Here is a 23,921-nt window from a genome sequence, read left to right as displayed (position 1 = left end):
TTCATTCAGGGACTAATTCATATACCGTGCCAAATTTCTGACCGTCCGTAAAAAACAGCCGCACATATTCATCTCCGCCTACTTCCACAGCGGGCAACACATTCCGTCCCGCAGCAAACGGTGCCGTAAACGGGTACAAGGTTCCGTCTTCCCGGTCCGCCGGATAGCCACCACGCTTTTTCACATAGCAAAGCGCCTCCTGCGGAACAGGAACTTCAGCCGTCACCTGAATCTGCACCGTTTTGCGGCTGCGAAACCAGCCTTTTTTGTGGTGGACCGCATATCTGATTTTAGCTCTACCCGTGCTCAGCTCCAGCCGATTAGCTCCATTTTGCTGACGGATCACAAAAGTATCTCCGTCCTCCCGCACAGCCGGATACACGGTATATCGCACGCGTCCAATGCCATCGATTCGGTCACGGTAGCTGCCAGCAGCCTTGTACTCCTCACGTGTGAAGAGCTTAAGGCTTGAAAAAGGCGGCAACGCTTCGGCATCTTCCTGCCCATTCACACCCGGATCGGCTAATTGTTTCGCAATATATACCACGGCGATTCCTTCTGGCCACTGCCAGCGAAGCACAACCCGGTTATCGTCAATTTTGTGGCTCAGCTCCGAAATAACAGGATCACCGGGCTGCGCGTCCCTATACTGCATTAGTTCCAGCCTCCCGTTCTAAAATCCACTGCTGCGTCGATTGCGCGGAGGGCCTTCCGGTTCCCCTCTCCGACGACCTGATGGGTTACCAGGGCTTCCTCCTCCGGAAGAACGGCGAGTATTTTCCGCAACTGGCAACACGAGCGAGAAGACCGCGATCAGAGCCGCCAATACGAGCGCAGCCACCAAACGAATCATCAAATCACCGATGGGCGAGCCGGATAGGCCCTTTTCCAAAATAAAGCCAGCCAGCAAGCCCGCAGGAATCCCGCCAATCGCGAAATTCCGGGCCAGAAAACGGTTATCGAACATCAGTCCGAGTGCCAATCCCAGCAGTACTCCAATAATCACCAGTGCGGTTACACGGTAAATGGCAAAATACAGACTGTCGGCATACTCACCTGTTCGCTCTGTTACCAGTGTACGGTCGCCGATTTTGTCGTAAATTTTACCAAACGCCTGAGTAAGACCTTGCGCATTCGCCACATTGAAGTAAGTTCCACCCGTCATTTGGGCAATATTTTGCAATAATGCTATACCATCGGATTCAGCGAGCTTCAAACCGATTGTATTAATCGGAATCTGCCGGGCGATGTAAGGAGCCAATGCCGTCTGGCTATCCAGATCACTAAAGCCGTCAGACAGCATAATAACGAGAGAGCCCTTGTCCGCATTACCCTGAGTTTCGATTTCTTTGATGGTTTCATCCAAAGCAAGACCGATTTCTGTGCCGCCTGTCATTAAGGTCTGCATGCTGTCGATTTTGGCATAAACGGCTTGCTTCTCCGCATCTGTGCCAATCGGGGTAAACGGCTGAACCAACTGTGCAGTGGACTCAAAGGAAACAATGGCTACCCGCTTGTCTCCATCCATTTGGCCAATTAAACTCTTGGCGGCTGTCAGACGTTCATTGTCGGGATCTGTTTGCTCCATACTCCCGGAATTATCAATGACGAGCACGAGGTCCTGTACGCTTTTGCGGCCCTCCGGGTTCACCTGATAGCCCAGCTCCAGTAACAGCCCTGCCACGAACAGCATTACCAGCGTAGCAGGCACCAGCAGCTTCCAGGACAGCCCAGAGTACCGCTGCCGCCATGACGGCCCGTTCAGTTGTGGCGAAATCCATTCACCGATCAGGCATCCCAGACCAATGCACAGCGCTATGATGCCAAAATACAGCCCAATCACGATGATATGTGGCCAGTGGCCTATCAGTTTGTTAAGAATCAGCTCTCCAATGATGAAGCCCACCACAGCGCCCAGCAAGCCGAACAGCAATAGGAGAACATTAAATTTACGGTGCTTCATAAGAATCGTTGCTTCCTTCCATAATTAAAGTAGGAGGATTGTGCAAATTCCTCGTAGGATAAATCTGCTGCTACCGCAGTTCCGGCAGCCGATCCGCGTTGATCCCGTGAAACACGAAACCATTCGCGATATATGTCTCATAATACGTCTTGCCGTTGCGGTAGACCATCAGATCCTCCAGATGGAAACCACCCATCAAATGAAGCTTTTCTACCCCGCTGCTGCGACGCTCATGCACAAACCCCAGCTTGTAAATACGCGAGGTAATATCCACATCCAGTGCATACGGGAGAAATTCGCCTTCATAGTCACCAAAGAAATATTTTTCCTCATACCGATGCTCATGGGTGTAATCCAGCAAACGTATGTTAATACCACCGTTTTCCTCCAGCGTTTGGTACAGTTTTTTAAACAGCTCATCCTTCGGAACAACCAGCCGATTTTCATAGGCAGCAGCCACATTCGCCCGCCGCAGCAATTCTTCCTCGAATGTCTGGTTAAACGGCTGTGCGCTAAGGATCAGAGTGCGGCAAGTCTGTGTGAGTCGATCCACCAGCTTTGACGGACCTCCATCCAGTAAACCGGATACAGGACCCATATGCCGGACATCAAAGAATACGGCTTTCCCCCGCTTGGTCTCCAGCTCACGCATGACATCCTCCGTCACACGCTCGTAATACTCAAACAGGTTTTGACCTGTATAGCTGTCAGCCTGACGGACGCTGTCCGTTGCAGTCTGATGGAGATCACGCTCCAAATTGGCAAGCTGTACGGTAATATGTCTCGCCTGCATATGCCACTTTTCAAGAGCCAGCTCATAACGGCGAAATAGCTCCAGATCCGTTTGAATCCGCAGCATGTGCAGCTTGTGCCCGTAAACTGTCTCAGTCAGGTAACGGATCAAGCTGCGCACATTATGCTTATCCATCAGCGGTAAGCGTTGAAAAGGCTGATCCTCCACCCGTCCACTATATAGGGCATCCAGCTCAGCAGCGCTGATCTGCAAATCATTGGACGTATCACGAATCAGTCCCCGAAGGGCGGTAAGCACATTCCCGGTCTTATTCTCATCCGTCCAGTCCGTAAGCTCGAACAAACCGATCTCGGGGTGCTCCTTGGCCGATTCGTTCACAGCCGTTTGCAGACGTAATTCGGCCTGAAAATCCCCCAACCGTTTCTGTACGATCCGTTCACAATTATCGCGGAAAAAGGCTTCACAGCCCTGTCCGAACAAGGCTTCCTCCGCCTCGCGCAGTGTCATTCGCTTTAACGAGCCGTAGCTGGCTCCGCTGGTCATTAAAGCGCTCATGTCCGTAATGGCCTCATTACCAGGAACGAGGTCATTTCGTGTACGGCTGCGCTCGGCAGCATCCAAACCGAAATAATCCAGCTTATCGCCTATATCCCATTCCTGCTCGATTCTCATACGGGCCAGCAGTTTCACATAAAAGTGATGCAGCACCGTAAGCGCAATCGACTCATTAGGGCGCTTGACCCGGGAAAATCCGGCCGACACATAGCCCTGACGCCCGGATTCCGTCATAATGTTGTTTTTAAACGATGTATTGTTGTACCCCCCATCCTGTGACCGATAGGAATCTCCCGCCTGATAGCGGTTTTTGAGAAGCTGAATGTGGCAAATGATATCACAGCTCTCTCGCAGGCTATTCGGCACCGTTACACCGCGTTCGTTCTTGTCGGACAGCACATAGACGAGATCGAACAACGGCGACGGAGCATGAGATACTGGAATGGTCAGTCTGTCCTCAGTCATATGCAGTGGCGCCGTGAACGTATAATCCGGACTTTGGAAATAGTCCAGTTCTCTCATAAAAGCGACTGACGCTGCGCTGCTATAGCCAAATTGGGCTGTCTGATCGCTTTCGCTGATCAAAACGTACAGATCCATCTGCACCGACTTAAAGGACTGCGCAAAAATGTATTCCGCCAACAGCGTAATCTCGGGAACCAATACATTCATGGGATCGTCGGCTGTCGTCAGGATCGATAGATGGACACGCTCGAACGACGAATACAAACGACCGTAATCCGCCAAGTGCCCACTCGCCCGGCGCAACGCGGTGTTAAGCTCAACCAACTGCGACTCATGTGTATAAAAAGCCTGATGCAAATCACGGCGTCCGGTTTTGTGGCTGTTTTCCTCCGGTACCGCTACCGTATGGACAATAGCATCCACCGAACGGTCTACAGCGGCATGGTTTTCCTGCGACTGGATGTGAATGTACGTTACCCCCGTACTGTTATCCCACTTGGTCCGGTTGATATCTGCAATGGTGTTCATCACCGGGCCCATACGGTCACCGATAAAAAGAAACACGGACGGGAAATGGATGCTGCTGCGTCCATCCCCGCTACCGATTAATTGGTCCTCTGCGGCTGCATAGTCAGCCGCATAACGTAACAGCTGCTCCCTCATACTTTACTTCAACTTTCTGCGAATATCGTTTAATTTCCCGGACATTTGAGCGTAAAACGCATAGAGTTCCGCTCCGTTAGCCAGCTCCACCTTTTCATATTCCAATTGATTCCGGGCTTCCAAGTAGATTGCAGCCAGTTCATCCAGCTTCACCAAGAGCGGCGTAATATCCTCGGACGAAGTCAGGACAGCATCACGGCGATCCGCCTTACGCATCAGAGCTGCATATTTTTTCTCTTCCAGACCACGGAAATTCGTAAACACTTCAAACTCCACGTAATTACGGCTCTTCATGACGTTGGCAAATGGCTCCCAAGCCTCTTCCTCTTCGTCACGGTCATAGACGTATAAAGCGCCTTTTTTCGTAATCGTGTCGGTATAGAGTGCCTGAATGAATTGATCCAGCCATTTTTCCTCATCCTGATATTTGCCCAGCAAAGCTTCCAGTTCAGAAGCCTTCGCTTCCATCTGTGTATATTTCGCCAGTTCTTCACGAACCACCTGCGTTAACTCCGGTGAACGGATTAGATTTTCCTTCGCCATCTCTTCATTGATGCTGCCAAAGATGTCCTTGCTTCCCGCCTGTTCCAGCCCTTCAGCTAGCAGACGTTTTAGCTCAGACCATGCTCTCTTTACCTCACCCAGATTCGGCTTGGATTCTTGCAGACGCATATCGTAGCCTGCCAGCAGACCATTCAGATCCAGCGCACGTGAACGCAGCACAGTAAAGCGGCTGCTCGTATTCTGGTCAACATCCTTCTCACGGATCACGCCAAGTGACTTGGCACGGTCGAAATCGTTACGGATGCGGGCATTGTAAGCTTGCACACGCGAATTGACATACGTTTCGCCCCACGATTTTTCAGGAATCGGTGACGGCAAATTCGTCCAGTTGTTCTGGCCCGTTTGCACTAGATGGCGGCCAATACCTTCGCGGTCAAGAATCGTTTTTTCATAGCTTTCTTCATACACCTTGAGCGGTGTATATACAAACAACGGCACACCATTGCGCGTATTGAGCCAGAAAATCCGGTTACGGACTTCGCTCTCTTTAATTGTAAAGTGTGATTTACCAATGGCATTATTTTGATAATTGCGAACGCCTTTCAGAATATTAGGCGACTGCACCGGAACCGAAACGAAGCCCCATGACGGGAAATACAGGTTACCGGAGCTATTGCTCAGATGAAAAACAGGTACGGCCTCTTCATCCAGCTTGCTTGCAATATAGCGCTCCACGAATTTTTCAATGGCCTCATCCTGCCCGTATTTCATCACGAGGAAATCCTCCATCGAACGGGTGATCAGATCACCGAACTTATCGGTCAGGAAGTTGGAGATAGAACTAATGATGTCGATATCCTGATCCTTCACCCATTGATCCGAATTTTCCAGCAACTCTTGGGCAAAATCACGGATCAAATCGTCACCGTCACGCTTATCCAGCAACTTGGTTACGACTTCGGAAATATCCGGTACACTGACCAGGTTCCAATAGTACGTCTTGTTGCCTCTGTGATCGGATTGTTCTTCGCCGTTGATCAGCAGATCGCCATTCTTCTCGAAAATTGCGCTCAGGGCATTCAAAATTTCAGTAAATACATTATAAATGCGGCTGTTTTCCTTGTTCAGCAGATCATACAGGTCTTCATAAAATTCAATAAGCTGCTCTGTACGCTCCACGTCGGCCCGAAGCCAGTATTCATTGATTTTCGCTTCAATGTACGCATTTTTCTTTTTATCCTTGGACACGAACGCGCTCTTGGCATCGCCCAGCTTTTCGCCCGCCTGTTCACGCGCCCATTCAATATCCGTTGGGATACGATGTAGTGATTCACGCAACGTCTCAATGTAGGAAAGCAGCATTTTCAGCAAGCTAAAACCTTTTTCCGTATAAATCATACGGGACACATAAAACGGCCCTTGCTCGGGATGCAGGAACATCCGCCGAATTTGGTCGGTAAACTGCCCCGTAATTTCACCCGGAAGCTGCTTCTTCGCCTTGATATATTCCTCACGCGCACGTGTCAGGAAGGTCTGCTCCAGCTCGGTGTCCATATTCACAACTTGCATTTTGACCACATTGTTATAGCTTAATCGTTCACTGTTTTCAAAGCCTGGCAACGGCTCAGGGACGCGGGATTCGAAGTTTTTGATCATACTGTCCAGATCCACGCCCAGCTTGCGGGCAAACTTCTCGACATCCTCTTGATTCGGCGATTGCTCGAACATTTTGGACATTTTGCCAAACATCCGGTAGGCCAGATATGTCGTCATTTCCTCCATCGGCAGTACCGCCGAGGAAGCCCCGATAATATTGTAATCGTAGTTGGCAGGATATGCCTTGTTCATTTGTGCAATATTGGTACGAATGTTGCTGATATAGTCATGAATGGCAAATTCTTCGCCTGACTGCTTTTCCTCACTCGCCATAAAGTTGGTGATGTTCTCGGCGGTAACATTCATGCAGTAATCATAGGCGTTTTCCAGCAGCTTGCCTTCTGTGTTCGTCGCTGAAATGAGGTGGCACAGATTAAACGGCGGCAACGGTGAATTCACGGTCAAAATGTTGCCATACTGCTGCTTGAACCGTTCTCCGCGACTGTCTACATTCATCCAGTAGTCCAGCTCTTTGAGCGCGGCATAGCCGTTCTTTTTAATATATTCGCGTGTATGCTCGCTCAGGCTTTTGTTCGCCAGGTTAATGTCTGGTGTAAACAGATACCCTAATGTATTTACACGGTCCACACCTGCGGAGCCGTAATCACGCTCAATAATCCCACGGACGATATACGAGATATCAAGGAAGGTACCGCTCCCCGTACCGCCGGACAAACCGGACAGCAGGAACACCATCAGCTTCTTATTGGTGCCTTCAGACAGGGTTTTGATTTTCTTGTCAATGCTTTGCACGACTTGATTGATTTTGGTGAACAGCAGCAAACGTCCAGCCTGACGCACCCCTGCTGCCCCGTTCATGCCATCGGTAATACTCAGCTCGGGTGACAGCCAATCCGTAATGTACGGCTCCAAAATGCTGCGGTTTTGCAGCAATCCGCCGATTTCCGCATTGGACAGCAGGACAAACTCGTTGATCGGGTCCAGGCCAATCCCTTTATATTTTTTGTTGCGATCCTGTTCATTTGTTTCAAAAGCCAGAAATTCCACGTTGTCCGGCTTCTCGCTCTTTTTCTTGGAAACCGGATCTGCCGGCAGCTTGAATCTGCGGTTAATTTGATATTTCAAGCGGAGCAGGGCATCAATACCCGTACCTCCGAGTCCAATAATCAAAATGGGATTATCAATGGTATCCACTCTAATCTTATCGCTTACGATCCCTCCGCCGAGTGATACGTCTAATTGCTGGATATGCTCTCTAACTACTGGTTTCATAGATTTGACCTCCTAAGGGTTCGTTTAGCTGTTTACTGAAATGAATTCCAGCAAAATGGTTTTGTCCACGCTTGCCAGCGGAATCGTCAGACGATCGCCGTTTTTCAGTTCAAGACCACTGCCTGTATCTACAGCGCGTCCAGATTTCTCAATCGTAATCTCCGGAGTGCTGCGCACCATGATACGGTCCTGATTGGCTGGCGTGAACACTACCTTATCGGTTCCGGCAAATTCCGGTGCCAGTTGCAGCAACTGGTGCAGATTGAATTTACCCCGGAAGGTGTTCAGCTTTTTGTATTGCGGATACGTTTTTTCGCCGGTATTTTCGTCCCTGATTTCCAGAACGATTTGTCCAACGAAGCCACGATTGGCTTTTTTGACAGCCTTCCAGATGAAGTAGGCTGCAAGCAGCAGAACGATCAGTCCCAGTCCCAACAGAATGAGGGGGAGCAGTTTGGACTTCTCGGCAGATGCTGCCGGCGCCGTCGTAGTACCATTATTTGTGCCACTGCCCGCCGCAGCCTTGGCACTGATGGTCACAGGCTGGGTTTCACGGTAGAAACTCTTTTCCTCTGCTCTGACGGTCAGTTCATAGTCATGCGTTTCTGGTATCGTGTACGAGCCAGTAAAAGCGTCCCCCTCATTTTTCAATGGAACCTCATTCGTTGTACCGGAATCAAGGTCCTTGACCTTCAGAACTGCATTCATATTTGCATACAGTTCCTGATCCTGAAGCTGCTGGTTGTTACTCGTCAGGTAGGAACGAATTTGGACAGCGTCACCTTTTTTGAAGGCTTTGGCAGGTGGTGCGTCCAGTTTCAGTTCCAAATCATAGTTGAACACCAGATTAATATCAATCTGATCCTGTTGGACTCCCTTGATCTGAAGCTTCCAGTCGCCAGCCACAGGCTTGAGCAGTTTAATCAGCGAGTAGCTTTTCGATTTGGACAGCAGTACATCACTTGAAGGAATCGGCTTGGTGTTGCCCGACGGGTCTATCAGCCTCGCATCCACCGGCTTGGAGGACATAATCGAAATGTTAGCCTCCTGCACGCTATCGTTCGGTACAGTTACCGTAACGTCCTGATAGTTGCCGTTCGCTGTAATGGACTTCAAAGGAACAACTTTCAGCTTCAAATTGCTGGCGAAGATTTCACTCAAGATGTTCGGCAGGTCATCCGCCGAGCTTGTAATAAAAGATTTACCGCCAGTTTGCTGCGCAATGTCTGCGAGCTTGTTTTTATTCAGTTTTCCGTCTGCATTCAAACCGATGGTGTAGATCGGAACACCGCTATTTTTAGCTTCGGCCACAGCCTTCGCCATATCCTGATCGGATTGGCTTTCAGTTCTGCCCGCTGTTTTATTTAAATCGTTGTTACCATCGGCCAGCATGACGATCATAGGTGCATGTCCGGCTGTTTTGCCATCCTGCAAAATGCGAATCGCTTCCTTGACACCTACGGAGGTGTCAGTATACGCCCCCCGGTTCAGCCCGTCAATGAACGACTTCAGTTCCTGCTTGTCCGCTTCGGACGTAATATTAAGCAAAGCCTTCTCGCGCTGTACGACATCCGTATACGCTACAATACCGACCTTGTCATTTTGCGTCGACAGCATATCAATGAACATTTTCATGGCTTCATTGCCAATTTTGCCTGGATCACTGGTATTCATGGAATTACTCACATCGACAACCAGCACCGCATCCACCTTGGAGGCTGAGGTTGAAGCGGCATTCGCCGTCTGCGGCTGCCATGCCGAAATTGAGGTCATGATCATTGCACATATGATTCCGATGACCAAAAACCATTTTCTGTCTCTACTATACATCGCTTGTACCCCTTTGCCGGTTAGTTCTCATTCTAAATTACAGTTGTACTCTCCTACTATTAAATTATAATGAGTTTTACATGAGAGCCAGCTGAAAATGATGCCCGAATAGCCTGATTACAGCCAAGAAGCCTATTATACTGCGGGATTTTACCAATATCCTGCAGTAATGATATAATTATACCCCAACAAGGGCAATCGGGCACCAGCCTTCTCCTTTATACGACAAAAATGACAGAAGCGAAACCCGCTCTTGCAAATTATCGCTGTAAAAATCTGAGCACAAAGAGGAAGTACACTATGATCTCATACGGATGTTTGGCGATTTTGTTTCTTTTTGTCGCCATCAAATTAATCACTTACTCTATACATAAAAAACGCGCTCCCTCGATTACACAATTGAGCACCGAGCTTCTAGCCCTGCTGAACCGGAGAAGTGATCGCAATGAGTAGTGCCAAACAGCCTGTACAATTTCGTCCGTTTATCCACACCGAGCATGCGTACCAAAAGCTGCGGATCTGCAAGCGTTGCGGACAGTTTACTGCCCTATGGGAAGATAAATGTACGTCTTGCGGTCGGGATGCACTGGTTCCTGTAGAGCAATATGCCCACCACAGAGCCAAGCTTTATTTTCGCAAGGACCTAGCCTTCGGCATCGTGCTGCTGACCGCCGCCGTCTTTTTCGGCCATTCTCCCCAGCAAATGCTCCTGTGTGGTATCGTTGGCGCACTTCTCCTGCTACCCTTGGTGCTTTTACAACAGCGTACTCGTCCCTATGAGCAGCGCAGGCAGCTTATACGCCTGTTCAGAGGCCGCATAGAGCAAGTTAAACAGGGCCTGAATATCAATCATAAAAACGCAGTTGCCCTGCGACAGCTCAGCGAGCGTGTCTCCTATGAAATGCTGCGTGAGATTGCCGTACTCATCCACAATGACCGGATAAGGCTCCAGCAGGTCGCTCTGCTGCAATCCTTTGTGCTCCGCAAGGATATGGAGCTAACGCTCGACCCTCTCCTGATCAAAAGCTTTGAGCCGCTTATGGTCAGATATATCGGAGAGATTGCCAGATTAAATCGTGAGCTGATCAAGGATCGGACGTTCCGTTACGTGACCTTTTATGAACGCCGCATTCTGGAAATGGCAGGAGGCGAGGATATTCTCGTCCGTGTCGCCAACGCTGCTGTCCGTAAAAAGCGCTACGTGGTCACGCACGCCGGTTTTATTTCCAGATATGTGCGCAAACTGCCAAAGGAACGAGTCCAGCGTTTATATCATATCATTCAGGAGAATCCTTATGAACCCTTTGGCGATTTGGCCGATGAGGTCAAGATCGTATATCTGATGGAGCAGTATAAAAACTGATCTGTCCTAACGCCCTTCTATATATGACGTCATTACCATGACAAACCACTGCAATAAAGCAACAAAAAAACCGTCAGGATCGCCAGCGTGGCTCCGAACGGTTTTTTTCATTACGGCTTTTGGATCAGCTTTGTAGCTTTTGCTGCGCATGATTTATGGAAGTAAAATTAAAAGCACGTACACCCTTGCTGTCATACACGATAATATCCTTGTTCAAATACGGGTGCAGACCGTTAAAATAACCGGGCATAATCAGCCTGCGCGTGAACAGGTTTTTAGCTAGCAGGCGGGGAGAATTGGTGGCCACAACAAGCATTTGTTGGCGTGGGGACCACGGGACAGGCTGGATATACGAAAGACAATACTCGCCTGACGTGAAATCACCACCCAGTACATACCCTTTTTCCGTACAGGTGATCTGCAAACGGGCTTGATACCGCTGAAGCAGCTCATGTCTGGACAAACCTGAGGTGATACAAATCACGTTACTGTCAGCCAGATCTTCCTCCGAAATCATGTGAGAAGCCACCACAGGATAATGAACACCAATATAAGGATTCCAAGTCGCTGTCCGAGGGCTGGCCAAAGCCTTTGCCGTCCGTTTTACCGCCTGCTCTTCTTCGGGTGTAGCATAGCTGGATGGAAGGACAATATGCAGACGATCCATATAAACGTCCAGCACTCCCATACCATGGCCAGAAGGATTCCGACCTGCGCCGTCTAACCTAAACATAGCCGTTTCATCATCTGTTGCTTTTCCAGAAATCCCATCTGTTTCGCTGCCCCGTTCAGCAATTAATCGATATTCAGGTGAGGGGCGTTTCCGCAACTCTATTTTAACGAAGCGAAAGCGGTTATATTCTAGCAAATCCAACACGAAAATCCGCCCTCCAATACGGACATGTGCAAGCTCCAATGGTACGATCTCATGTGAGAGGTGAATAATAAATTCATCAACGTGGACGGCTCTAACATCCAGTTCACCCGTTTGGCTTAATTCACCGTACAGCTCCGCGTATTCCTCGTTTTCATCTGCCTGCGACAGCTCCAGCCAATAAGCCCGATGATGTCTCCCCCGCTCCGTTCGGTAGGCAATACGCTGTGGCAGTATCACTCTCGTCCATTGCATAAGCCAGCTCAGTACACCGTCCAAAAGCCTCAGTTCATGCGTGTCCCAATGGTTGGCATACCGTTCCACCATTCCTTTATAATAGTCGGATGCAAGCTCGGTTTCAGGTGCTGTATAAGCTTGCGCAAACAAGTAATCCTGATCTCCCACCACATTGAATATGGGCATATTCAGCAGGTTCATCAGATGCTTCGGATGCGGTGCGCCGGCAATGACAGCAATAGCCGCAAAACGCGAAGGATACGCCTGTGCCATCGCCCAGGCAGCGTATGCGCCGTTAGAATAGCCCGTCAGATAGATTCGGTCTTCATCCACCGGGTACGCTTGCAGAATGACATCCAGCGCCTCCAGAAAAGCGGCTTCGCCAATGTAGCTGCCCAGCGTAACTCCACGGCACGAAAAAGTGACGAATATCGCTTCCTCTTCCCAGCCCCGTCCAAACCCCCGTTTCTGAAAATCCGGCAGACCCAGCTCATACCGTTTGCCCGGCATCAGGACGATTAGAGGATACTGCCGATCCGCCGAATAGCTTCGGGGAAGCTGTATCGTGTAGCGTTGCAGGCTGTTGTCCAAACGGGAGACAAAAAAGCCTTCGCCAATCCCGTCAGGGCACAAAAGGATGTTATCCTCCCGAGATGGATGCTGAGGCCGTTCCGTATACGCATGTGTGAAAATCCGTTTTAGCAGCTTGATATATTCCCGCACTATGCGATTATCCCAGATTTCAAAAGGATCTTCCGGCAAAGCCGTTAACCTTTTCAGTTCAGCCAGCAAGCCTTCTGCCTGTAATTTCTTCGCAGAGCCAAAAGCATCTATATTATAAGCTTGACTATACTGGTCGTACTTTTCTTGCAAACTCTCCACAACCGCCAACAAAGGCCGCACAAGCATCGAGTACACAAAATAATGCTCTCTTGCCTCATGGTCCTGATATGTAACCGTAAAATGCAGCATTCCCGTATTCCCGACAACTTCCTCATTCCAGGCATATTGCTGCTCCTGCTCCCAAAACGCCTGAAACCGGTCCAGCAATGTTCCCTCATCATTCGTTACCTCGATCCATAACGGCTGATCTTCAGGAAGATCTATCCGATCCTTACGCAGCAAATAAAATGAGATCGGACTGTCTTCTCCCTCCCTGCCAGCGGATTCCTCCACCTCCAGCCATGCCATATGAAAACGTATATTGCGCTCTACGAATTCCTGATGCAGCTCCGCCACATCTGCACTATCATAAGTATGAGTTCCACTAATCCGAATAGAGCGAGCTTCATCGGGAATAAAGGCTGCAACGACCACCACCGTATGATCGCCTTCATCCAGAACCAGGCGAAAAGGACCGGATTCCGCATATACCAATATGCCGTCCACCCAAATTTGTCCTGTTCCTTCAAACGGTCTGAAAATCACTTCCTGTGCTGCCGCGCAGCGGAGATTAGAAACCAACAAAAGCCTTTCTTGCTCAGTCAGGGGCGAAAAGACACCTAATTTCAATTCGGCGTTCCGGGGATCCAGCTCAGTTAATAAGCGGCACGCTGCCTTTCCTCCAGCCGAAAGCTCCAGTCCTTCTTCATTACAAGCCCTTTCCAAATCCCATTCCTCAGGGGTAAAATGATAGGACCATACCCTACCCACACCGCAATTTTCCGGCAGCTTGACCGGACCGACTGCATAAGCAGACGTCAGACGAACCGGATGATCCAACAGCACAGTTGTCGCTTTTTCCAGATGCGTGAACCTCATAACATTCCCCCTCCAGGTTTTTGTTTCCTCAGAGACGTCGCGATAATACTCCGTTAACATTCATTTTAACTATATAAAGCTATTCGTTATCGTCTTGGTGTACTCCTTTCTTCTCTCAAAAAAAGAAGCCATTCTTAGAACACAAAAAAACAAAGAAAGCAGAGTGCTTAACTTCGTTATCGAAAATATTTTTTTATTGAGCATTATTTGAATCCATTTCATAATACCCTCAGTAGCTTTAATCAAGAGTACATATAGATCAAAATGGTTTTATTTATCTATATTTCGTTGGCTTAATCATTTATGAAATGGATTTATTTTTTAACTGATTTATTCTTGACATTGCAGTTGTAGGCTGCATGCCTTTTTTATCTATTTTATGTCATCTCTATTTGTATGCTGAACTCTCAATCATGTGAATAGCTCGCTTGAATTTTCTTTTCCAGTTTGATGCGTTCCAGCTTCAGTTCCCAAATCTGTTCGCTCCAAGAATTTCTCTCCACAGAATTATTGCTATTCCGTAGAAGATCAAACAACTCCAATAATCTATCATTGATCTGGTCAAAATGCCGCCATAACGTATTAATTTCAGAATCCTTAGTTTCTCTGCCATTCTCCAGCGATTGATGCTGCAAGGCTTCTATAAGCTCTTGCTGCCACTCTATATCGTTCAGTTGTTTCGCATAATTAAGTAGATCCAAATAGTCATCCACTTGCAGGTAGCTATGTGTTTTTATCAGTTGCATATTGTCTCTCTCCTTAGATGCACCCTATTACCAAGTATTATACTCGGTTATTAAGGAAAAACAATGCTTTGTTCCACATTTTCCGAAAAAAAAGAGGCGGCCTCAGCCACCCCTTCCTCTTCAAACGATTCTTAACCTTGTAATGCCGCCTGTAAGTCCTCGATTAAATCCTCCAGATCTTCAATTCCTACTGAGATCCGTACCAGTCCTTCGGTAATGCCCAATTCTGCGCGGCGTTCTACCGGGATAGATGCATGGGTCATGCGTGCCGGAACGCTAATCAGACTTTCAACCGCTCCCAGGCTCTCAGCCAGTGTAAAATATTTCACCTTTTTCAGGAGGGCAACCGCGTCGGCATCGCTACCTACATCAAAGGAAATGATACCGCCAAAGCCTTCGGCCTGAACTTTGGACAGCTCGTGCTGCAAATGGCTTTCCAGTCCAGGATAGTACACTTTGCTGACCTTCGGATGCTTCTCCAAAAAGATCGCAATTTCCTTGGCATTTTGCTCAATCGCTTCCATACGCAAACCCAGTGTTTTGATCCCACGGATCAGTAACCAGGAATCCTGCGGGCCGAGAATAGCACCGATGGCATTTTGCAGAAAATGAAGCTGTTCACCCAACTCGTCGCTGTTCACAACAGCCAGACCGGCTACAACATCGCTGTGCCCGCCCAAATATTTGGTAGCCGAGTGAATAACGATATCGGCTCCAAGCGTAATAGGTGTCTGCCAATATGGAGTGGCAAATGTATTATCCACGATCAGCAATAGGTCATGCTTTTTCACCAGTTCCGAAACCGCACGGATATCCGTAACTTTCAGCAGCGGATTCGTAGGCGTTTCTACATACAGTGCCTTCGTATTCGGACGGATCGCCTTGGAGACGGCCTCCAGGTCAGTTGTATCCACAAATGTAGCCTCAATGCCAATCCGGTTCAGCACCTTGCTTACAATACGGTAGGTGCCCCCGTATACATCGTCGGTCAGCAAAATATGATCTCCAGCATTAAACAGTGAAAATACTGCATGAATCGCCGCCATACCCGAGCCGAAAGCAAAACCTCGTTTTCCTTCCTCCAGCTCCTTGATCAGCTCTTCCAGTGCAAAGCGAGTTGGATTGCCTGTACGCGAATATTCATAGCCTTTATGAACGCCAATTTCCTCTTGCTCATAAGTGCTTACCTGATAAATAGGGACGTTAACCGCACCCGTATGCGGATCGGTAGGGAGGCCGCCGTGAATCAGCTTTGTTTTACGTTTCATTTTATATCCCGCCTTCATATATTTTTTTGCTCAGATAGCGTTCGCTGCTATCCGGGAAAATGGTGACGATATGTGCGCCATCCGGTGCGTTCTCTGCTTCCAGTAAAGCGGCATGTAATGCCGACCCGGAAGAACTGCCGACAAGAAGTCCTTCACGCGCCGCCAGCTCCTTGACACGGTCGAACGCATCGACGTCGCTAATCGTATGAATGGCATTAAAATAACCTTTATCCACAAACTCAGGAATCAATTCCATGCCAATCCCTTCGGTTTTATGCGAACCTGATTCTCCGCCGTTCAAAATAGAACCTTCCGGCTCCACGATTACGGTTTTGATGGATGCATTTTGTTCCTTGAGGTAACGCGAGGTCCCCATAAAGGTTCCTCCCGAACCTGCTCCCGCTATAAATACATCTACCTTTCCGTCCAGATCGTTCCAAATTTCCGGTCCCATCGTCGTGTAATAAGCCTCTGGATTATCCGGATTGCTGAATTGACGCGGCAAATAGGCATCTTGAAATTCAGCAGCCAGCTCCTTCGTTTTTTCGATGGCTCCCTTCATCCCCTCACTTGTGGGGGTATGAACGATACGCGCTCCCAGCGCCTTCATTAAATCTTGCTTTTCTTGACTGAACTTTTCTGGCACAGCAAAAATAACCGAGATATTATAATGGAGCGCTGCCATCGCAAGACCAATACCTGCATTGCCTGCTGTGGCTTCAATTAAAGTTCCACCCGGCTTCAATTGACCTGTTTTTAAGGCTTTTTCGATTAGAGCCTTACCCACCCGGTCCTTCACGCTGCCGCCGGGGTTCATAAACTCCAGCTTGGCAAACAGACGAATTCCCCTCGGCAGAGAATAGCTGTTCAGTTCTACTAGCGGTGTACGCCCGATTAATTCCAAGGTATTATGATATACATTCATGATTTCAAGCTCCTTTTAATGGCGAATCCTAATAAACCAATGGTCAAAATATAGCAACCTATTGCCGGAGAAGTTCGCCGTCATCCCCAAAAAACATAGTAATGCGGTGTGTATTGGTGCAATAAGATTTTATGTTTAATACAAGCATTTGTCAAATAGTTTCCTTCACAGCACAGTCTTATATTCATTTACTCGGTTGGACAGCTCTCGGCATGATAGGCTTGATCTATGTAGCCTTTCCTTCACTTTCGGTTACTGTGCTGGCACGCTTACATTTTTGGCTGCATAATATCGGCTTGCCAGTGCTGGTGTTAGCGATTGCAGGCAAAAAGTACGGCTTGCCTGATATTGGAGTTTTGATCATCATAGGGTGGGTACTACTGGCGGCCGGAGTTGTACTGTTTATGGTGAATATGTGGGACAGATTGCGCTGAGACAGATGAATATTCCTTGAATGAGCATGAAAAAAGGAGCCTGATCCACTACATCAGAACTCCTTTACATACTTCGTTATACGGTGGCAATCACAGCCAAGCGTTCTATTACGTTACTTTACGGCTCCGTCCTGCACATGCTCTTTGCAGAAGCTCTCCACAGCCTGCAACTCATCCTCTTCCAGTTCAAGCTCGATGTAACGGTTCGTTACTTTTTCAATCAGCTCATACTTCAATATTCCTGTTTTCTCTTCGTCTACTAAATAAAGCGTACGGATATACAGCCCGTTTTCAGTGTAGAGCTCGTCGTCCTCTTCAACCTCTACATCAATTATAAATTCATAACGCTGCCCGCTCAAAATACCAAAAGCGTCTTTAATCTGATCTACCGTGTACGATGTGAAATTTAACATGTCTTCATTCCCTCCGGATTTCCTTCGATTACAGTGCATTCTACGCCTGCAGGCAGTAGTTGTAAAACCTGTGTACGTACTTCTTCGCGGTTCAGATCCTGGCCCATAACGGAGATCCAGCCCCGATCATTACGCGAGCGAATTAATCGCCCGATGCCTTGTCTGAGCCTGAGTGCCATGTGAGGCATATCTATCTCCATAAACGGATCTGTCGCATCCTTGCGCAGTGCCGTAAAAACCGGATCATTCGGAGGAAAAGGCAGCGACCAGATGATGACGTGGGACAGGGACGGGCCTGGAATATCCAGTCCTTCCCATAACGTTACAGCACACAAGACGCTTTCCTCATCATTCTGGAAAGATGAGATCAGATGGCTGATTTCAGCCGATCCTTCATACAGAAAACGAAAAGCAGACGCTTCATAGTAAGCCGCGAGACCCGTTCTGAACGCATCCAGTTCCTCCTGTGAAGGAAACAGAATAAGCGCTCTACCCTGCGATTTCTCCAGCAGAGCCAACGCTCTCTGGATTGGATCATGCCCCGTCTGCAACGGATATAATGCCGCCTGCATCTGATCGTTGTAATCATACGGTGAAGCAACGGAAAACGTGAGCGGATTTTCAATACCGAGGCTTTGCGCCATATAATCAAAGGAGCTCTCCACGGAAAGTGTAGCTGATGAGAATACAATCGGTATATGCTGCGCAAATACTCGTTCTTTGAGAATCTCCTTTACCATCTTGGGCATAACCACAAGCGTTAATCCATCCTGATCCTCCATCACCCATGAAATCAGGAGTTCCGGACGCTTAAACAAGGCCAGCGCCGTTTGAATCATTTCCAGATGCTCTTCCACGATTTTGACCTGGTACTCATCCAGAGAGAATAACCCGCTTTCAAATACAAGCTCTTCCTCAATCGTACCGATCAGTTCACCAAAGCGGTTTACCTCTCGAATCAGCGACTCATTCAAGGTAAACTCCTTGCGATTAGACCCCTGTACCGGCTGACTGTTCTTATCGAGCACAGCGAACAAGGCTTCACTTTGGGATATCGCATCTTCAATCGTCATTGCCAAGGACTCTCGCACTTCCCCCTCCAGCAGACGGGTAATAATGGCCTCAAATTGAGCGTGCTTCAGCTTATAAGTGAGTGCATTCTGCGCCGCTGTCTCCAGCAGATGCCCTTCGTCAAAGACGACAGAACTGTGCTCCGGCAGTAACGGCAGCTGGCCCTCACGCTTTCTCGCCTCATAGGTCCATACATGCTCCATATAAAAGTCATGAGAGCAGATCACCAGATCTGCCGCTTTGCGATAATGATCGCGGGACAACGTCTGTCCACAACGATGCCGCTGATGGCAAACGAGGCAGTCTTGAAACACATCCCAGCCCAGTCTGCTCCACTGTCCATCCGTTAGCTCGGGATACTCTTTGCGGTTCCCGTAAGGTGTAAAGGACTGTAGCGTATCCGGAAAATGGACAAAATCCGGCAGGTCCTGATAGATATCACGGAACACATCCGCGTCATCATCCAATCCGCTTCGTACGTTATCCAGCTTGTTCAGACAAATATACTGATCCGGCGACTTACCCAGTCGGGCATCAATCGTCAGACTCAAATGCCGGGCCAGCTTGGCGATATCTCCCTCCGGCTTCACCAGTTGTTCAATCAACGACTCGTCCGCACAGGCGATAATCGCGGGCTTTCTCATGTACCGGGCATATGCAATAGCGTACAGGAGGTACACCAGCGTTTTGCCTGTGCCCACACCTGCCTCCGCGAAAATCGTTTTCTTTTCCTTATAGGCACGCTCCAACTGGAATGCCATATAAATTTGTTCATCCCGAACCTCAAAGCCGACTTCAGGCAAAACTTCATAAAATACATCCGCAATCCAGTCACTTGCCTGCTCAATAAACGGCTTGGACGGATCAAAGGCAAAAGGATAAGTAGTCAATCGGGCTGTGCCTCCAATTCGTTCATAATGTGCATCCTTTCATTATAACGCAAAACAACCTAAAAAGAACATGGAAACTGTACGAACAGCTCACATTTTTTTATTTCGCTATGAAATTCTATAAAAGAAAGGACATCGGGGTTCGTTTGTGTGAGGGTGCTGCGTAGGATTTGATCTTACGATCACTGTTGCCCTGGGATTCTTGGATTATAATAAACCTTTTCAAGGTTAGAATCCCACGGCAAAGGCGAGCGCTACGCTTCTCCAGATTCAAATCCTCCGCTACGCTGCAAACAGCCAAAATATTAGAATTTTGTGGAGAGAGCTAATAAAGAGATAGGAAACAAGCGAAGTTTTATTTATATAAGCTGAACTAAAAATGTACATGTAAAACGGAGTAGGTGGAATGGTGCTGCCTGCGCAGTGGCACGATAGGTAACTTTTAAGTTCACGCATGAGGTAATTTAATGGAGAAATTCACTCCTTACCCATAACTCAGCGCTCCCTGATTTCAATTCATTGTTACAGTCTGGTCCCCATCTCCGATTTCTTAGTCGATTTCTTCTCTGTCTCTATCTCTCCACCAGATTTCTCAAGGGATAGAGATATGATCACATCCAGTAATTGGCTGTATGTCATCCCCGCTGCCTGTGCGCTTTTGGGAAGTAGGCTATTTCTTGTCATGCCTGGCAAGGTGTTCATCTCCAGCACATAGGGAATACCATCCCTCAGCAGCATATCTACGCGGGCATACACATTGCATTTCAAAGTCCAGTAACTCACCAATGCTGCGGACCGCACCCGCTCATCCACCTCAGGCGTCAGATGAACTACTTGCTCCTCTGCGCCGCCATCCTCATACTTGGCATGGTAATCAAACCACTCCGAGCCCTTGCTCTGGATGCCAATGATCGGCAGCAGTTTCCCATCTACAATGGAACAAGTCAATTCTTCCCCTTTGATATATTGCTCAATAAGCACTTCTACATCCCACCGGAATGCTTCCTCTACCGCCGCCCTCAAATCTTGGCTGCTCTTTACAATCTGTATTCCGATGCTTGATCCGCCTGAGTTCGGCTTAACAACTATCGGATAACCCAGCTTCTCTACGGCCTCTGCTGAATAGTCGCCTATACTGCCCCAGCACAGCCAATCTGGAGTAAAAAGACCTTCGTAGCGGAGCAACTTTTTTGAAACATCCTTGTTCATGCACAGGCTGCTGGATAATACGCCGCTTCCGGTATACGCAATACCCAATGTTTCCAACATACCTTGAATCGTACCATCTTCACCATAGGAGCCATGCAGAGCCAGCAAAGCCATATCAAGACCTTTCACTTTGTCAGCCAGTTCATCAAGCCTTGTTATTTCGACCGGATAAACTTCATATCGATTCTGGTCGAGATGCGCGATGATTTCCTTACCCGACTGAAGCGAAACCTCACGCTCTGATGATAATCCTCCCATAATAACGCCTAACTTCATCTCTGCACCTCTCATTCCATTAACTGTCTGGCAGTATCACCAATCATCTTAATTCCCCTGATAATATCCTCATCGGTGACACGAGAGAAACCCAACCGCATCGTATTACTACCACGATTATCCGTGAAGAAGATATCTCCCGGCGTAAAAATCACCCCCAGTTCTGAACATAGCTCCAACAACTCCCGTGTATCAAATCCTATATCAAAAGTGACAAACAGATGCAGCCCCCCATGACCGGAAAGCTGAGCATACGGGATATGCTCCTTGCAGCACTGCATGGTCAACTCATATTTGCGCTTATATTCGGTACGTGCTTTCTTTAAGTACTTCTCCAGATTTCCATTGTGCAAATATTGATAAAGAACCGATTGGTCCAATGTTGACGTATGAATCGTACGCGCTCGCTTAATGCTCTCCAAATAGTCAATCAGCTCAGCGTCCGCCAATATCCAGCCCACTCGGATACCGGGAAATAGCACCTTAGAAAAGCTTCCTAAATAAATCACACTATTGCCGTTGCCTGCCCCTGCCATTAATGGAGATACATGCGATCCGGTGTAGCGTAGCTCCTCATTAAAGCCATCCTCAATGACAGGAATCCCGTACTGGTTCATTAGGCTCATCAGTTCTTGTCGTTTCTTCGGGGACATTACAATCCCAGTAGGATTATGATAGGAAGGTACAAAATAAGCACAATCGTAAGGTTGTTCAGACAACGCCCGCTCAAGCTCTGTTAAGCTAATACCATCATCCTCCATTGGGATGCCTGTAATTTGAAATCCATGCAACTTAAAATTCTTAATGGCTGTATGATGGGTCGGATTTTCACACAGCACCCTGCCACTCCTTTTTCCAAGTGCCGACAACACAATATCTAAGCCCTCTGTGAACCCATTAGTAATCAAAATATCCTTGCCCTTCAGATCGACTCCCTTATGCTGCATATAGCGCAATAAAAAGTCCATCAGCGGCTTATAGCCCTTGGCATATCCGTAGTTGAGCAGTACATCACCCTCCACAGACATCCGATCTATGAACGCCCGCTTTACATTACCTATATCAAACAACGTCTCGTCTGGCGCAATACTGGTAAAAGAAATCGTCCCCTTCTGTGCACGAATACCGTGCTTCATCAGGTCGAGCTGCTCAGCCAGTCGAGCATGATCATTAATCCGATCCAGCCAATCGATCTGGCAAGCTTGAGTCGCTGTTCCACCTGATACAGTAGCCACATAGTTTCCTTTGCCCCGAACAGCATAGATAAATCCATCTTCTTCCAGTTCAGCATATGCCGAAATCACCGTATTGCGGCTAAGCTTCATCTGTACACCCAGCTCACGGGTAGATGGCAACTTCTGATGAGGCTGTAAGGCACCTTTTATAATTATAAGTTTCATGTAATCTTTCAATTGAATATAGACCGGACGGTCACCTATAGGTTCAAAATCACGAAACACAACATCGCCCCCAGAGCTATCATGTCACAGAGTGAGGTATAAAAAAAGAACCACCTACCTGGATGTTTCCTCCGGTTGTGGTTCTTTGCACACATCGCATTTGAATAGCACATTATTTTTATTCAAGGAAATGTGTGAACCTTATATCAAACTTTAATTCCTAATGTCCTATTACTCAACCATGAATTGAACAAATTTTTACATTACACACTAAACAAGCCTTCTTCTCCACGCAGCTTTGCCAGTGCCTCGACAAAGAAATAATCGCCGTAGATGATGGGAACGTTAATGTATTTTTGCTCAGGATAATGTACAGTTCCATTCATGAGCAGTCCCTCATGATCCTGCTCCCATGCTGTACATGTCTCATGCAAGCCCTTGAGAATGGATGCTGCTGCCGTCGTAAAATGCTCCGCATGCGTCGAATATTTTGCCAGCTCCAGCAGACCGCTCGCCGCAATCGCCGCAGCAGACGAATCCCAAGCTTCACGGTGCCCCTCCTCCGCTCTAAAATCCCACACAGGCAGGCAAGCATCGCCCAGTTGGGACAGGAAAAAGTCTGCCGTGCTCTCGGCTACCTTCAAATAACGCGAATCGCGTGTGTACCCGTACGAAAGCGTAAAACCGTACAAAGCCCATGACGTGCCACGTGCCCAGGCAGAGCCGGGTGCAAATCCCTGTCCACCGTGCTCGGCGCGTTTTTTTCCAATCTCCGGGTCGAACTCGACCACATGCGCAATCGAACCGTCAGCACGGACAAACTCACGTGCTACGGTATCGGCATGCTGCACAGCCAGAGCGGCAAAACGCGGGTCGCCGCTTTCCTCCGAGGCCCAATAGAGTAAGGGCAGATTCATCATACTGTCTATAATCGCTACGCCCCGCGTATCCATGTCCTTGGCGTGGAAATTCCACGCACGAATAAAACGGCCATTCACGTTAAAACGCGCAGCCAGCAGATTAGCGGCTAACAGCCCACGTCTTCTGGATTCTGGATCTCCAGTCAACCGATGGGCTGCCACACCGCTGAGCAGCCAATTAAAGCCAAGATCATGGTCTACGGCCTCACTATTGTAGAGCACCTTTTCCAGACGTTCTTCGCATTGCTGTGCAATTCTGGCAGCTCCGCTGTCAGGACGTGACCGATTTACCAGCCACAGCAAACCTGGATAAAAGCCTGCCGTCCACCATTCTTCCTCACGATGATCATAACGTCCACCTTCTGCAACATGTGGAAAGGCGTTTCCCAGTCTTGCCGCCAAGGCAAGCGTTTTGTCCATAGCCAGCTCCCACGATTGTTCCAGCCATGCTGCTGTTTCAGTCATTGCTCTTCACTCTCCCTTTTCCACATGTTCAAAAAATATATGGGTC

16 protein-coding genes are annotated in these 23,921 nt (G+C 48.2%); 2 read left to right on the top strand and 14 right to left on the bottom strand.

Annotation, left to right across the window (positions count from 1 at the left end):
- Position 1: 1 nt before the first annotated feature.
- From NST83_RS11270 to NST83_RS11250, 5 genes are all read right to left on the bottom strand, one after another.
- On the bottom strand, positions 2–655 hold the full coding sequence (locus NST83_RS11270) for a beta-mannanase (RefSeq protein WP_342417639.1): 654 nt from the start codon (positions 653–655) through the stop codon (positions 2–4).
- An 18-nt stretch (positions 656–673) separates the two neighbouring features.
- Positions 674–1,963 carry a vWA domain-containing protein gene (locus NST83_RS11265; protein ID WP_342417638.1) on the bottom strand — a complete coding sequence of 430 codons (1,290 nt, stop codon included), beginning with the start codon at positions 1,961–1,963 and terminating at the stop codon, positions 674–676.
- Between the two features lie 70 nt (positions 1,964–2,033).
- The gene (locus tag NST83_RS11260; RefSeq protein WP_342417637.1) at positions 2,034–4,400 is read right to left on the bottom strand and encodes a transcription initiation factor TFIID; all 2,367 of its coding nucleotides are present in this window, start codon (positions 4,398–4,400) and stop codon (positions 2,034–2,036) included.
- A gap of 3 nt (positions 4,401–4,403) precedes the next feature.
- Positions 4,404–7,793, bottom strand: coding sequence for a tubulin-like doman-containing protein (locus NST83_RS11255; protein ID WP_342417636.1), 3,390 nt, complete (start codon positions 7,791–7,793; stop codon positions 4,404–4,406).
- A 24-nt stretch (positions 7,794–7,817) separates the two neighbouring features.
- A complete protein-coding gene (locus tag NST83_RS11250) occupies positions 7,818–9,623 on the bottom strand; it encodes a vWA domain-containing protein (RefSeq protein ID WP_342417635.1) in 1,806 nt (601 codons plus the stop codon).
- Positions 9,624–10,068: 445 nt separating this feature from the next.
- Here NST83_RS11250 and NST83_RS11245 point away from each other — a divergent pair, with 445 nt between their 5' ends.
- Positions 10,069–10,986 (top strand): hypothetical protein, encoded by a 918-nt coding sequence (locus tag NST83_RS11245; RefSeq protein ID WP_342417634.1) that lies wholly within the window; start codon positions 10,069–10,071, stop codon positions 10,984–10,986.
- Positions 10,987–11,110: 124 nt separating this feature from the next.
- On the opposite strand, the gene NST83_RS11240 is transcribed toward NST83_RS11245, so the two are convergent.
- The 4 genes from NST83_RS11240 to NST83_RS11225 all read right to left on the bottom strand — a co-directional run bounded on the left by NST83_RS11240 (position 11,111) and on the right by NST83_RS11225 (position 16,797).
- A complete protein-coding gene (locus tag NST83_RS11240) occupies positions 11,111–13,858 on the bottom strand; it encodes a PHB depolymerase family esterase (protein WP_342417633.1) in 2,748 nt (915 codons plus the stop codon).
- Between the two features lie 407 nt (positions 13,859–14,265).
- Positions 14,266–14,604 carry a hypothetical protein gene (locus tag NST83_RS11235; protein ID WP_342417632.1) on the bottom strand — a complete coding sequence of 113 codons (339 nt, stop codon included), beginning with the start codon at positions 14,602–14,604 and terminating at the stop codon, positions 14,266–14,268.
- Positions 14,605–14,735: 131 nt separating this feature from the next.
- Positions 14,736–15,872, bottom strand: coding sequence for a bifunctional cystathionine gamma-lyase/homocysteine desulfhydrase (locus tag NST83_RS11230; protein WP_342417631.1), 1,137 nt, complete (start codon positions 15,870–15,872; stop codon positions 14,736–14,738).
- 1 nt (position 15,873) lies between these two features.
- Entirely contained in the window at positions 15,874–16,797 is a 924-nt protein-coding gene (locus tag NST83_RS11225) for a cysteine synthase family protein (protein WP_137062923.1), read from the bottom strand.
- Between the two features lie 131 nt (positions 16,798–16,928).
- On the opposite strand from NST83_RS11225, the gene NST83_RS11220 reads away from it, so the two are divergent.
- Entirely contained in the window at positions 16,929–17,231 is a 303-nt protein-coding gene (locus NST83_RS11220) for a hypothetical protein (protein ID WP_342417630.1), read from the top strand.
- Positions 17,232–17,344: 113 nt separating this feature from the next.
- On the opposite strand, the gene NST83_RS11215 is transcribed toward NST83_RS11220, so the two are convergent.
- From NST83_RS11215 to NST83_RS11195, 5 genes are all read right to left on the bottom strand, one after another.
- A complete protein-coding gene (locus NST83_RS11215) occupies positions 17,345–17,644 on the bottom strand; it encodes a DUF6509 family protein (RefSeq protein ID WP_134909852.1) in 300 nt (99 codons plus the stop codon).
- A complete protein-coding gene (locus NST83_RS11210) occupies positions 17,638–19,605 on the bottom strand; it encodes an ATP-dependent DNA helicase (RefSeq protein ID WP_342417629.1) in 1,968 nt (655 codons plus the stop codon). The genes NST83_RS11215 and NST83_RS11210 overlap by 7 nt, the downstream gene beginning before the upstream one ends.
- 522 nt (positions 19,606–20,127) lie before the next feature.
- Complete coding sequence (locus NST83_RS11205; RefSeq protein WP_342417628.1) at positions 20,128–21,090, bottom strand: D-alanine--D-alanine ligase; 963 nt, start codon at positions 21,088–21,090, stop codon at positions 20,128–20,130.
- Between the two features lie 11 nt (positions 21,091–21,101).
- Positions 21,102–22,550: a PLP-dependent aminotransferase family protein gene (locus NST83_RS11200; protein WP_342417627.1), complete on the bottom strand. Its 1,449-nt coding sequence runs from the start codon at positions 22,548–22,550 to the stop codon at positions 21,102–21,104.
- Positions 22,551–22,753: 203 nt separating this feature from the next.
- Positions 22,754–23,875 (bottom strand): glycosyl hydrolase, encoded by a 1,122-nt coding sequence (locus tag NST83_RS11195; RefSeq protein WP_342417626.1) that lies wholly within the window; start codon positions 23,873–23,875, stop codon positions 22,754–22,756.
- Positions 23,876–23,921: the final 46 nt, after the last annotated feature.

It is taken from the genome of Paenibacillus sp. FSL R10-2782, assembly GCF_038592985.1.
Classification (GTDB): domain Bacteria; phylum Bacillota; class Bacilli; order Paenibacillales; family Paenibacillaceae; genus Paenibacillus; species Paenibacillus terrae_C.
Note: the sequence above shows the minus strand (reverse complement) of the source record. Positions and strands in the feature narration are given on the sequence as shown.